This is a genomic window from Micromonospora sp. NPDC049201, assembly GCF_055586805.1.
On record NZ_JBVJHM010000005.1, the window covers coordinates 32,799 to 47,406 of the forward strand.

1 protein-coding gene is annotated in these 14,608 nt (G+C 78.4%); it reads left to right on the plus strand.

The window, feature by feature from the left end; translation table 11 throughout:
• The first annotated feature begins 89 nt into the window (after positions 1-89).
• A complete protein-coding gene (locus ACZ6O5_RS12815; RefSeq protein WP_465976804.1) occupies positions 90-14,585 on the plus strand; it encodes an SDR family NAD(P)-dependent oxidoreductase in 14,496 nt (4,831 codons plus the stop codon).
• Positions 14,586-14,608 lie beyond the last annotated feature (23 nt).

Consider the following 14,608-nt stretch of genomic DNA (forward strand, 5'->3'; position numbering starts at 1 on the left):
CGGGGTCCGGTTAGGGGGCGACAGGGGTAGGTCACCGCCGGGCCGCTGGCCAGACTTGGGCCGTTACGGCGAAGGACGGATGTGCTGACATGCTTCGGAGTGACCTGGTCCAGCCGTTGCCCGAACTGCTCCGGGCCCACGCCGGCCGGCTGCCGGACCAGGTGGCGTTCCGCGACGCGGACCGGGCGGTGTCCTGGGCCGCGCTGGAGGCGGTCACCGCCCGGCTGGCCGGCCACCTGGTCGACGCGGGCGTCGGCCGGGGCGAGCGGGTCGCGTTCTGCCTGGGCAACCGGGTGGAGACGGTGGAGACCTGGCTGGCCGTGACCCGGGCCGCGGCGGTCGGCGTACCGCTGAACCCGCGCAGCACGGACGCCGAGCTGGCCCACCTGCTCGACGACTCCGGCGCGGTGCTGGTGGTCACCGACCCGCAGCACCTCGACCAGTTCCTGCGACTGCGCGCGGACCGACCCGACCTGCGGATCTGGGTGACCGGCGACGGGCCGTACCCGGACCCGGCGACGGCCTGGCCGGCGCTTGTCGACGCGCCGCCGACCGCCGACGCCCGCGACGACCTCGGCCTGGACGAGGTCGCCTGGATGCTCTACACCTCCGGCACCACCGGCCGGCCCAAGGGCGTGCTCTCCACCCAGCGCACCTGCCTCTGGTCGGTGGCCGCCTGCTACGTGCCGGTGCCCGACCTGACCGCCGCCGACCGGGTGGTCTGGCCGCTGCCGCTGTTCCACAGTCTCTCCCACATCGGTTGCGTGCTGAGCGTGACCGCGGTCGGCGCGAGCGCCCGCCTGGTCGACGGCTTCGCCGCCGCCGACGTGCTGCGCGCGGTCGCCGAGGACGAGGCGACCGTGCTGGCCGGTGTGCCCGCCATGTACCACCACCTGGTCGACGCGGCCCGCGCCGACGGGTTCCGCGCGCCCGCGCTGCGGGTGTGCCTGGTCGGCGGCGCGATCACCACCGGGGAGCTGCGCCGCGCGTTCGAGGAGGTCTTCGACGCGCCGCTGCTCGACGCGTACGGCAGCACCGAGACGTGCGGCTCGATCGCGGTGACCCGCCCGGACGAGCCCCGGGCCGAGGGCTCCTGCGGCCGGGCCGTGGACGGCGTGCAGGTGCGCCTGGTCAGCCCGGACACCGGCCGCGACGTGCCGACCGGTGACGAGGGCGAGGTGTGGGTCCGCGGCCCGGGCGTCATGCTCGGCTACCACGGGCTGCCCGAGGCCACCGCGGCGGCGCTGCGCGACGGCTGGTACCGCACCGGGGACCTGGCCCGCCGCGACGCCGACGGGAACCTCTTCGTCACCGGCCGGCACCGGGAACTGATCATCCGGGGCGGCGAGAAGGTGCACCCGGTCGAGGTGGAGGACGTGCTGCGCGCGGTGCCCGGCGTGGCCGACGTGGCGGTCACCGGCCGCCCGCACGAGGTGCTCGGCGAGGTGCCGGTCGCGTACGTGGTGCCCGCGCCGGAGGGCTTCGCGCCGGCCGCCGCGTACGCCGCCTGCCGGGAGCGGCTCGCGTACCACAAGGTGCCGCAGGAGCTGTACGAGATCGACGCGGTGCCGCGGACCGCCTCCGGGAAGGTCACCCGGCGGCTGCTGGCGGAGACGCCGGCCCGGTTGCGCGCGGTCAACGGCACACACCACGAGGCGCTGACCCGGCTCACCTGGCGTCCGCTGGCACCTGTCGACCGCGCGCCCGGCCGGCGCTGGGCGGTCGTCGGGCCGCACGCCGGGGCGGTCGCCGACGCGCTGACCGCCGAGGGCGAGGACGTCCACACCGGCGCCCACTCCACCGACACCGACGCGGACGTGCTGGTGCTGGCCGGCGTCGACCCGGCGGCGCTGCCCGGCTGGCTCGACGACGCGCGCTACGCGACCGCCCGGGTGGTGGTGCTGACCAGCGGCGCGGTGGACGCGTCCACCGCCGACACGCCCGACGACCCCGACCTGGTCCCGGCCGCCGCCGTCGCCTGGGCGCAGGCGCGCTGCCGGCAGGCCGCCCGGCCGGACCGGATCGTGCTCGTCGACGCCGATCCCGCCTCGGCGGCGTTGCTGCCGTCCGTGGTGGACGCCGGCGCCGCCCAGGTCGCGCTGCGCGCCGGCACCGCCCGGTACGCGGCGCCCGCGCCGGCCGCCGCGCCGGCCCCGGAACACGCCGCCACGGTGCTCGACCCGGCCGCGCCGGCGGTGCTGGCCGGCGCGGACACCGCCGAGCGGGCGGCGCTGGCCCGACACCTGACCGGCGCGTACGGCGCCCGGTCGCTGCGGCTGCTGCCGGTCGACGGCCCCACCACCGACCTCTCGACCCGGGACGGGGAACCGGTCGGGGCGGCCGTGCTGCGGGTCCGCGACGCCGACCTGGCCGACCACGACCAGAGCGCCCGGCTGCTCGACCTGGCCGGCCGGCTGGACCGGGACACCCGGCACGCCGCGGCCACCGCGTACACCGTGCTGGTCCCCGCCGACGTGCTGCTCGGCGCGGCCGGACGGGAACCGGCGGCGGGCGCGGTCGCCGCGCTGCACGCGCTCGTCGCCCGGCGGCACGCGGCCGGGCTGCCGGCCCGGCTGATCGGCGTGACCGGACCGGCGTTTTCCGAGACCGCTGCGTTCGACGTCGCGCACGCCGGCGACGACCTGGTGCTGGTGACCGGCCCGGCCGAGCGGGTGGCCGCCCACCCGGCCTGGCGCGGCCCGACCCGGCCCGACGACGACGCGGACACGCTGCGCCGCCGGTTCGCGGCGCTCACCACCGCCGACGGCGACCGCCTCCTGGCCGACCTGGTCCGGGCCGCCACCGCCGAGGTCGCCGGGCTGCCCGGCGCGGGCGCGGTCCGGCCCGGCCGGGCGTTCACCGAACTCGGGTTCACCTCGGTCCGCGCGGTCGCACTGCGCGACCGGCTGAACCGGGCCACCGGCGCCCGGCTCTCCGCCACCGCCGCGTTCGACCACCCGACACCCGCCGCGCTCACCCGGCACCTGGCCACGCTGCTGCGCGGCGCCGGCCCCGCCGCCGGAATCGCGGACGCCGCCGCCCGGACCGGCCCGGTCGCCGCCGACGACCCGGTGGCGATCGTCGCCATGGCCTGCCGGCTGCCCGGCGGCGTCACCGGCCCCGACGAGCTGTGGGAACTGCTCGAATCCGGCGGCGAGGGGCTCACCGGGTTCCCCACCGACCGGGGCTGGGACCTGGCGCACCTGTTCGCCGACGACCCCGACCGGGCCGGCACCTCGTACGTGCGGGTGGGCGGGTTCCTGGCCGGCGCCGGGGACTTCGACGCCACCCTGTTCGCGATCAGCCCGCGCGAGGCGCTCGCCATGGACCCGCAGCAGCGACTGCTGCTGGAGACGTCCTGGGAGCTGTTCGAGCGCGCCGGGATCGACCCGACCGGGCTGCGCGGCAGCGCCACCGGCGTGTTCACCGGCGTGATGCACCACGACTACGCGGCCAATGTCGGCCAGGCGCCGCCCGGCACCGAGGGCTACCTCGGCGTCGGCACCGCCGGCAGCGTGGTCTCCGGGCGGGTCGCGTACGCGCTGGGCCTGGAGGGGCCCGCGGTGACCGTGGACACCGCCTGCTCGTCGTCGCTCGTCGCGCTGCACCTGGCCGCGCAGGCGCTGCGCGCCGGGGACTGCGCGCTCGCGGTGGCCGGCGGCGTCGCGGTGATGGGCACCCCGCAGGCGTTCGTCGAGTTCAGCCGCCAACGCGGGCTCGCGCCGGACGGCCGGTGCAAGGCGTTCGCCGAGGCCGCCGACGGCACCGGCTGGTCCGAGGGCGTGGCCGTGCTGCTGCTGGAACGGCTCAGCGACGCCCGCCGCCACGGCCACCCGGTGCTGGCGCTGCTGCGCGCCAGCGCGGTCAACCAGGACGGCGCGTCCAACGGGCTCACCGCGCCGAACGGGCCGGCCCAGGAACGGGTCATCCGGCGGGCGCTGGCCACCGCCGGCCTCGGACCGGGCGACGTGGACGCGGTCGAGGCGCACGGCACCGGCACCCGGCTCGGCGACCCGATCGAGGCGCAGGCGCTGCTCGCCACGTACGGGCAGGGCCGGCCCGCGGACCGTCCGCTGCTGCTCGGCTCGCTCAAGTCGAACCTCGGGCACACCCAGGCGGCGGCCGGCGCGGCCGGGGTGATGAAGATGGTGCTCGCGCTGCGCCACGGCACGCTGCCGCGCACGCTGCACGTCGACGCGCCGACCGGCGAGGTCGACTGGTCGGCCGGTGCGGTCGAGCTGCTCACCGACGCCCGGCCGTGGCCCGACGTGGACCGGCCCCGCCGCGCCGGCATCTCCTCGTTCGGCATCAGCGGCACCAACGCCCACGTCGTCGTCGAGGCGGCCCCCGTCCCGCCCGCCCCGCCGCCGGTCACCCGGCAGCACCGGGCCGGCGTCGTGCCGTGGCTGCTCTCCGCGGCCAGCCGGGAGGGCCTGCGGGACCAGGCGGCCCGACTGCTGAGCCGGCTCGACCGGATCGACGCCGACCCGGCCGACGTGGCGTACGCGCTGGCCACCACGCGGGCGGCGCTGGACCACCGGGCGGCGCTGCTGGTCGGCGACCCGGCCGACGCCCGCGCCGCGCTGACGGCGCTGAGCCGCGGCGACACCGACCCGGCCGGCGTGCTCACCGGCCGCGTCTCCGACGGCCGGCTCGCCGTCCTCTTCGGCGGGCAGGGCGGGCAACGCGCCGGCATGGGCCGGGAGCTGCGCGCGGCGTACCCGGTCTACGCGGAGGCGTTCGACGCCGCCTGCGCCGAACTGGACCGGCACGTCACCGGGCAGTCGGTCGCCGACGTGGTCCTCGCCCCGGACGGCGACACGCGGGCCGCGCTGCTGCACGAGACCCGCTACACCCAGCCGGCGCTGTTCGCCGTCGAGGTGGCGCTGCACCGGCTGCTCGAATCCTGGGGCGTCCGCCCGGACCTGCTGCTCGGCCACTCGATCGGCGAGATCGCCGCCGCGCACGTGGCCGGCGTGCTCACGCTCGCCGACGCCGCCGCGCTGGTCGCCGCGCGGGGCCGGCTCATGCAGGCGTTGCCGGCCGGCGGCGCGATGGTCGCGGTGGAGGCCGACGAGACCGAGGTGCTGCCGCACCTGACCGACCGGGTCGGACTGGCCGCCGTGAACGGACCGACCGCCGTGGTCCTCTCCGGCGACGCCGACGCGGTCGAGGCGGTCGCCGCCACGCTGCGCGCCGCCGGCCGCCGCACCAGCCGGCTCCGGGTGTCGCACGCGTTCCACTCGCCGCGCATGACGCCGATGCTGGACGCGTTCCGGGAGGTCGCCGCCGGGCTGACCTACCGCGCGCCGCAACTGCCTGTGGTGTCCACGTTGACCGGCGCGCCTGTCGACGCGGCCCGGCTCACCTCGCCCGAGCACTGGGTGGCGCACGTCCGCGACACCGTGCGCTTCGCCGACGGCGTCCACGCCCTGCACGCCGAGGGCGCCACCACGTTCCTGGAGATCGGCCCCGGCGGCGTGCTCACCGCGCTGGCCGCCGAGTGCCTCGCCGACGCCGGCGACGACCTGGCGTTCGTGCCCACGCTGCGGGCCGGCACGCCCGAACCGGCGGCGCTGCTCACCGCCGCCGCCCGGCTGCACGTGCGCGGCGTGCCGGTGGACCGGGCCGCGCTGGCCGGCCCCGGCCCGCACGCGCCCGTCGCGCTGCCCACCTACGCGTTCCGGCACCGGCACTACTGGCTGCCCGCCACCCCCGGCGCACCGACCGGCGACGCCGGGCACCCGCTGCTCGCCGCCGTGCTGCCGGTCGCCGGCACCGGCCAGGTGCTCGCCACCGGACGGTTCACCGCCACCCGGCCGGCCACCCCGGACGGCGTCGCGCCGCTGCTGCCCGCCACCGTGCTGCTCGACGCGCTCGGCCACCTCGGCGAACGCCTCGACACCCCGGTCCTGGCCGACCTGCGGATGCCGGAGCCGGCACCGCTGCCCGCCGGCCTCGCGGTCGACCTCCAGTTCGACGTCGCCGGCCCGGACGCCGCCGGCCGGCGCGCCGCCCGCTGCCACGTCCGCGCCGGCGAGCACGAGCCGTGGCGGGCGGTCGCCGACGCGGTGCTCGCCCCGGCCGACCCGCTCGCCGCGCCCGGCGTACCGGCCCCGGCCTGGCCGCCGGCCGGCGCCCGCCCGGTCGAGGCGGCGCATCCGCTGCTGCGGGCCGCCTGGACCGCCGGGGACCGGCTGCACCTCGACGTACGGCTGCCCGACGACGCCGCCGACCCGGACGCCGAGCGGTACGGCGTGCACCCGGACGTGCTCGACGCCGCGCTGGACCTGCTCCCGCTGGCCGGGTTCGCCCCGCCGGCCGGGCCGGGGGAGCGGATCGTGCCCACCGACTGGACCGGCGTGCGCCGGCACGCCACCGGCGCGTACGCGCTGCGGGTCAGTCTCGCCCCGGCCGGCGCGGACGCGGTCACGCTCACCGCCGTCGACGACGCCGGCCGGCCGGTGCTCGACGTCGACCGGATCGCGCTGCGCGCCGTGACGCTGCCGTCCGCCGCCGCCCCGGCGCCGGAGACCGGCCCGGCCGGGCTCTACACGGTGGACTGGCTGCCCGCCCCGACCGGCCCGGTGCCCACCTGGACGCTCGCCGACGCGGTCCCGCCGACCGGGCCGCTGCCGCCGGTGCTGGTGCTGCGCCTGCCCGACGGCGACCCGGACAGCACCGTCGCGCAGCGCGCCGACGCGATCGGCCTGGAGCTGCTCGGCGTGCTGCACCGCTGGCTCGACGACCCGCGCGCCGTCGACACCCGGCTCGCGGTGGCGGTGCGCGACGGCGACCCGGCGCACGCCCCGGCCGCCGGCCTGCTCCGGGTGGCCCGCGCCGAGCACCCCGACCGGTTCCTGCTGCTGCACCTGGACACCGTCGACGACACCACGGTCCGCGCCGCGCTGGCCGCCGCCGACGACGAACCCGAGGTCGCGGTCCGCGACGGCCGCGCGCTGCTGCCCCGGCTCCGCCCGGCCACCGAGCCCGACGCCGCCGCGCGGCCCGCGCTGGCCGGCGGCGCGGTGCTGCTCACCGGCGGCACCGGCGGCCTCGGCCGGCACGTCGCGGTCCACCTCGCGCAGGCGTACGGCGTGCGGGAACTGGTGCTGCTCAGCCGCACCGGCCGGCCCGCCCCGTGGACCGACGAGCTGGCGGCGACCGGCGTCGACGTCCGGGTGGTCGCCGCCGACGTGGCCGACCGGGACGCGCTCGCCGCCGTGCTGGCCCCGCTCGCCGACCGGCTGGTGGCCGTCGTGCACGCCGCCGGCGCCACCGACGACGCGCTGCTCACCGACCTCGACCCGGACCGCTGGGCCGGCGCGCTGCGGGCCAAGGTGCACGGCGCCTGGCACCTGCACGAGCTGACCGCCGGCCTCGACCTGGCCGCGTTCGTGCTGTTCTCCTCCGCCTCGGCCACGTTCGGCAGCCCCGGCCAGGGCAACTACGCCGCCGGCAACGCGTTCCTCGACGCGCTCGCCGCGCACCGCCGCGCCCGCGGGTTGCCCGGCACCGCGCTCGCCTGGGGCCTGTGGGCCGAGACCGACGGGATGGCCGGCCGACTCACCGCCGCCGACCTGGCCCGGCTCGCCCGCACCGGCACCCGTCCGCTGGACGCCGCCGCCGGGCTGGCACTGTTCGACGCCGCGCTGCGCGCCGAACCGGCGACGCTGGTACCGATCGGACTGGACCTGGCCGCCGTGCGCGCCACCGGGGAGGTGCCGGCGCTGCTGCGGGCGCTGCTGCCGCCGGCCCCGCGTCGGGCCGTCGTCGCCGAGCCCGGCACCAGCACCGGAACCGGCTTCGCCGACCGCCTGGCCGGCCTCGGCGAGCCGGACCGGGCCACGCTCCTGCTCGACCTGGTCCGCACCCGCTGCGCCACGGTCGTCGGGCACGCCGGGCCGGACCAGATCGAACCGCGCCGGCCGTTCAAGGAACTCGGCTTCGACTCGCTGATGGCGGTGGAGCTGAGCAACCGGCTCTCCGCCGCCACCGGCGTCCGGCTCGCCCCGCACGCCGTGTTCAACCACCCCACCCCGGAACTGCTCGCCGCGCACCTGCACGCCCGGCTGCTCGGCACCGCCGCCACCGAGGTCGCCGACGCCACCACCGTCGCGCTTGACGAGCCGGTCGCGGTCGTCGCGATGGCCTGCCGGTTCCCCGGCGGCATCGGCTCCCCCGAGGAGCTGTGGCGGCTGCTCGACGCCGGCGGCGAGGTGATCGGCGACCTGCCCACCGACCGGGGCTGGCCGCTTGCCGACCTGTACGACCCGGAGCCCGGCACACCCGGCCGCACCTACACCCGGGCCGGTGGCTTCCTCACCGGGCTCGCCGACTTCGACGCCGCGTTCTTCGGCATCAGCCCCCGCGAGGCGCTCGCCATGGACCCGCAGCACCGGCTGCTGCTGGAGACCTCCTGGGAGGCCCTGGAACGGGCCGGCATCGACCCGGACACGCTGCGCGGCAGCCGTACCGGCGTGTTCGCCGGCACCCACGGCCAGGACTACGCCGACCGGATCACCCCCGGCGCCACCGCCGACGACGGCGAGACCGTCGCCGACGAGGGACACCTGCTCACCGGCACCGCCGCCAGCGTGCTCTCCGGGCGGGTGGCGTACGCGCTGGGGCTGGAGGGGCCGGCGGTCACCGTGGACACCGCCTGCTCCGCCTCGCTGGTGGCGCTGCACCTGGCCGCGCAGGCGCTGCGTCAGGGCGACTGCGACCTGGCGCTCGCCGGGGGCGTGTCGGTGCTGTCCAGTCCGGCCGGGCTGACCGGGTTCAGCCGCCAGCGCGGCCTCGCCCCGGACGGCCGGTGCAAGGCGTTCGCCGAGGACGCCGACGGGTTCGGCATGTCCGAGGGCGTCGGCGTGCTGGTGGTGGAACGGCTCTCCGACGCCCGCCGACGTGGCCACCCGGTGCTGGCCGTGGTGCGCGGCTCGGCGGTCAACTCCGACGGCGCGTCCAACGGCCTCACCGCCCCCAACGGGCCGTCCCAGGAACGCGTGATCCGGGCCGCGCTGGCCGCCGCCGGGCTCGACCCGGCCGACGTGGACGCGGTCGAGGCGCACGGCACCGGCACGCCGCTCGGCGACCCGATCGAGGCCGAGGCGATCCTCGCCACCTACGGCCGCCGGCCCGCCGGCGTCCCGCCGCTGCTGCTCGGCTCCGTGAAGTCCAACCTCGGCCACACCCAGGCCGCGGCCGGCGTCGCCGGGATGCTCAAGGTCGTCCTCGCCATGCGGCACGGCCGACTGCCCCGCACGCTGCACGCCGAGCACCGCACCAGCCGCGTCGACTGGGCGGCCGGCGCGGTCGACCTGCTCACCGAGGCCCGGCCGTGGCCGCGTACCGACCGGCCGGCCCGCGCCGGCGTCTCCTCGTTCGGCATCAGCGGCACCAACGCCCACGTGGTGCTCGAAGCCGTGCCGGACGAGCCGGCCGTCGACGCCGAGCCGCCGGCCGGGCCGGTGGCGCTGCCGTGGCTGCTCTCCGCGCGTACCCCGGAGGCGCTGGCCGGGCAGGCCCGCCGGCTGCGCGACCACCTCGCCGACCGGCCCGACCAGCGACCGCTGGACGTGGCCTGGTCGCTGGCCACCACCCGGGCCGGCTTCGACCACCGGGCCGCGCTGGTCGGCGGCCCGGCGGAGATCACCGCCGGGCTGGACGCGCTCGCCGCCGGTGAGCCCGCCACCGACCTGGTACGCGGCGACGTCACCGCCACCGGCAAGCTGGTGTTCGTCTTCCCCGGCCAGGGCTCCCAGTGGGCCGGCATGGCGCTGGACCTGCTCGACGAGGCGCCCGTGTTCGCCGAGCGGATGGCCGCCTGCGACGCCGCGCTGCGGCCCTGGCTGGGCCATCCGCTGCGGGACCTGCTGCGCCAGGCGCCCGGCACCCCGGACTTCGAACGGGCGGACGTGGTGCAACCGCTGCTGTTCGCGGTGATGGTGTCGCTGGCCGAGCTGTGGCGCTCGTACGGCGTGCAGCCCGCCGCCGTGGTCGGCCACTCGCAGGGCGAGATCGCCGCCGCCTGCGTGGCCGGCGTGCTGTCGCTGACCGACGCCGCCCGGCTGGTGGCGCTGCGCGCCCGCGCGCTGCGCAAGCTGGCCGGCGCCGGGGTGATGGCCGCCGTGCCGCTCCCGGTCGAGGTGGTCCGCGAGCGGGTCGCCCGGTACGGTGACCGGCTGGCCGTGGGCGCGGTCAACGGGCCGGCGAACGTGGTGGTCTCCGGCGAACCGGACGCGGTGGAAGCGTTCGCCGCCGAGCTGGACGCCGACCGGGTACGGCTGCGCCGCCTCGCGATCGACTACGCGTCCCACTCCGCGCAGGTGGAGCGGATCCGCGCCGAGCTGGCCGAGGCGGTCGCCGGCGTCACGCCCGGACCGGCGGCCGTGCCGATCTACTCCACCACCGACCTGTGCTGGCTCGGCGGCGAGGAGATGGACGCCGACTACTGGTACCGCAACCTGCGCCAGCCGGTCGAACTGGCCGACGCGGTACGCGCGCTGACCGCCGAGGGCCACCACACGTACGTCGAGTGCAGCCCGCATCCGGTGCTCACGCCGGGCATCGAGCAGACGCTCCAGGAGCACGACCACCCGGCGGTGGTGGTCGGTTCGGTGCAGCGCGGCCGGGGCGACCGGGCCCGGTTCCTGCTCTCCGTGGCCGCGCTGCACGTGCGCGGCGTACCCGTCGACTGGCAGCCGGTGCTGGCCGGCGGACGCCGGGTCGACCTGCCCACGTACGCGTTCGCGCACCGCCGCTACTGGCCCCGCCCGGTCACCGGCGCCGCCGACGTCGGCGCGGCCGGGCTGGCCGCCGCCGGGCATCCGCTGCTCGGCGCGTCGGTGCCACTGGCCGACGGGCGGGGACACCTGTTCACCGGCCGACTCGCGGTCGCCGAGCAGCCCTGGCTGGCCGACCACCGGGTCGCCGGCCGGGTGCTGGTGCCCGGCACCGGGCTGGTCGAGCTGTGCCTGCGGGCCGGCGACGAGGTCGGCTGCCCCGCCCTCGACGAGCTGGTCATCGAGGCACCGCTCACGTTGCCCGAGGACGCGGCCACCCAGGTGCAGGTCGCGGTCGGTCCGCCCGCCGACGACGGCCGCCGCCCGGTCACCGTGCACTCCCGGCCCGCCGCCGGCCCGCCCGACGCGCCGTGGACCCGGCACGGCAGCGGCACGCTCTCCGCCGCCGACGCCACCCCGGCGACGCCGGCCGGGCCGCCGCCGGACGCCCACGCCGTCGACCTGACCGGCTTCTACGACCGTCTGGTCGACGAGGGGTACGGCTACGGCCCGGCGTTCCAGGGCCTGCGCGCGGTCCGGACCGGCGACGACGAGGTGTACGCCGAGGTGGAGCTGCCGGCCGGCCCGCGCGCCGACGCCGACCGGTACGCGCTGCACCCGGCGCTGCTCGACGCCGCGCTGCACGCCGCGCACTTCGGTGGTCTCGCCGACGCCGGCGGCGAGAAGATCCTGCTGCCGTTCGCCTGGAACGGGCTCACCGTGCACGCCACCGGCGCCACCACGCTGCGGGTCCGGCTGCGGCGGGTCGGCCCGCACGCGTTCGCGTTGTCCGCCACCGACCCGGCCGGCGCGCCGGTGGTCGAGGCGGCGTCGCTGGCCATGCGCCCGATCTCCCGCGCCGAGCTGGGCGCCCGCGACGACGCGGTCACCGACGCGCTGTTCCACCTGACGTGGCAGCCGCTGCCGACGCCCACCGCGCCGGCCCCGGCCCGGATCGCCGTGCTCGCCACCCCGGACGCCGTCGATCCGTCCGCCGTGGCCGATCCGTCCGCCGCCGACCTGCCGTGCCACGCCGACCTGTCGCGCCACGCCGACCTGTCCGCGCTGGCCGCGGCGATCGACGCCGGTGCCACGTCGCCGGACGCGGTGCTCGCGCCGCTCACCGCCGGGACCGGTGCGCACCGGACGACCCGTACCGACCCCGCCGCCCCGGACCGGGCGCGACGGCTCGCCGGGGACGCGCTCGCGCTGGTGCAGCGCTGGCTGGCCGAGCCGCGCTGGGCCGAGACCCGGCTGATGCTGCTCACCCGTGGCGCGGTCGGCGTGCACGGGCCCGGTGAGGTCGACGACCCGGCCGCCGCCGCCGCGTGGGGCCTGGTCCGCTCCGCCCAGTCCGAGAATCCGGACCGGTTCGTGCTGCTCGACGCCGACACCTTGCCCGACGCGGCCACCCTGACCGCCGTGCTCGCCGCCGACGAGCCGCAGGTGGCGCTGCGCGACGGCGGCGCGTACGCGCCCCGGCTGGCCCGCCGCGCCGACGCGCCGACGCTCACCCCGCCCGCCGACGCGACCGCCTGGCGGCTGGACGTGCCCCGCCGGGGCAGCCTCGACCACCTGGCGCTGGTGCCCACCGACGCGGCCGACACGCCGCTCGGCGCGTACGACGTGCGGGTCCGGGTCCGCGCCGCCGGCCTGAACTTCCGCGACGTGCTCAACGCGCTCGGCCTCTACCCGGGCGACCCCGGCCCGCCCGGCGGGGAGGCCGCCGGTGTCGTCGCCGAGGTCGGCGCGGCGGTCACCGACCTGCGGCCCGGCGACCGGGTGCTCGGCGTGTTCACCGGCTGCTTCGGCCCGGTCGCGGTCACCGACCGGCGGCTGCTCGCGCCGGTGCCGGACGGCTGGACGTTCGCGCAGGCCGCGACCGTGCCGGTGGTGTTCCTCACCGCCTGGCGCGGGCTGGTCGGGCTGGGCCGGCTGCGGGCCGGGGAGTCCGTGCTGGTGCACGCCGGGGCCGGCGGCGTCGGCATGGCGGCGGTGCAGATCGCCCGCCACCTCGGCGCGGACGTCTTCGCCACCGCCAGTGAGGGCAAGTGGCCCGCGCTGCGGGAGCTGGGCGTGCCCGCCGACCACCTGGCGTCGTCCCGGACGCTCGACTTCGAGGCGCGTTTCCTCGACGCCACCGGCGGCCGGGGCGTGGACGTGGTGCTCGACTCGCTGGCCCGCGAGTTCGTCGACGCGTCGCTGCGGCTGCTGCCGCGCGGCGGCCGGTTCCTGGAGATGGGCAAGACCGACCTGCGCGACCCGGCCCGGGTCGCCGCCGACCACCCCGGCGTCGACTATCAGGCGTATGACCTGACGCAGGTCGAGCCGGACGAGATCCAGCGGATGCTCACCGAACTGCTGGCGCTGTTCGCCACCGGCGCGTTGCGCCCGCTGCCGGTGCGCGCCTGGGACGTCCGGCAGGCCCCGGACGCGTTCCGCTACGTCAGCCAGGCCCGGCACGTCGGCAAGGTGGTGCTCACCATGCCCGAGACGTGGGACCCGGACGGCACGGTGCTGCTCACCGGCGGCACCGGCCTGCTGGGCGGCCTGGTGGCCCGCCGGCTCGTCACCGGGCACGGCGTCCGGCACCTGCTGCTGGCCAGCCGCGGCGGCCCGGACGCGCCCGGCGCGGCCGAGCTGACCGCCGAGTTGACCGCGCTCGGCGCCACCGTCACCGTGGCCGCCGCCGACGTCGCCGACCGGGACGCGGTGGCGGGGCTGCTCACCGCCGTGCCGGCGGCGCATCCGCTCACCGCGGTGGTGCACCTGGCCGGCGTGCTCGACGACGGCGTGGTCACCGCGCTCACCCCGGAACGCCTCGACACCGTGTTCCGCCCCAAGGTGGATGCCGCCTGCCACCTCGACGAGCTGACCCGCCACCTCGACCTCGCCGGGTTCGTGCTGTTCTCCTCCGGGGCCGGCGTGTTCGGCGTGCCCGGCCAGGGCAACTACGCCGCCGCCAACGCCTGGCTGGACGCGCTGGCCCGGCGGCGACGCGGCGCCGGACTGCCCGCCCGCGCGTACGCCTGGGGCCTGTGGGCGCAGGCCAGCACGCTGACCGCCGGCGTGGACCGGGCCGGCACCACCCGCGACGGGCAGCTCGCGATCCCGTCCGACCTGGGCATGGCGCTGTTCGACGCCGGCTTCGCCGCGCCGGAGGAACACCTGGTGCCGACCCGCGTCGACCGGGCCGCGCTGGCCGGCCGGCCGCACGTGCCGGCGCTGATGCGCGGCCTGGTCCGCGTCGACCGGCCGAAGGCCCGCGCCGCCACCGCCGGCGGCGTCGACCTGGCCGGGCGGCTGCGCGCGCTCACCGGCGCGGAACAGTCCGCGCTCCTGCTCGACCTGGTCCGGGCCACCGCCGCGGCGGTGCTCGGCCACGGCAGCCCGGACGCCATCCGGGAGGGCCAGGCGTTCCACGAGCTGGGCTTCGACTCACTGACCGCGGTCGAGTTGCGCAACCGGCTCACCGAGGCGACCGGGGAACGGCTGCCGGCCACCGCCGTCTTCGACTACCCGGACCCGGCGGCGCTGGCCGGCTACCTGCGCTCCCGGCTGGTGCCCGACGGCGCGCAGGCCGCCCCGGCGGTGCTGGCCGAGCTGGAACGCCTGGAACGGGCGCTCGCCGAGACCACCGTCGAGGCGGACCTGCACACCCAGGTGGCGGCGCGGCTGGAGGTGCTGGTCGCCAAGTGGCGGACCATGCGCGGCGCCTCCGCCACCGACGACGACCTGGACCTCGACCGGGCCAGCGACGACGAGATCTTCAGCCTGATCGACACGGAACTCGGGCTGTGACGGCCCAGGCGGACGAACGAGGG

Coding starts and splice junctions, on each gene's coding strand:
- ACZ6O5_RS12815 (WP_465976804.1), top strand. CDS start 90: ATGCTTCGGAGTGACCTGGTCCAGCCGTTGCCCGAACTGCTCCGGGCC.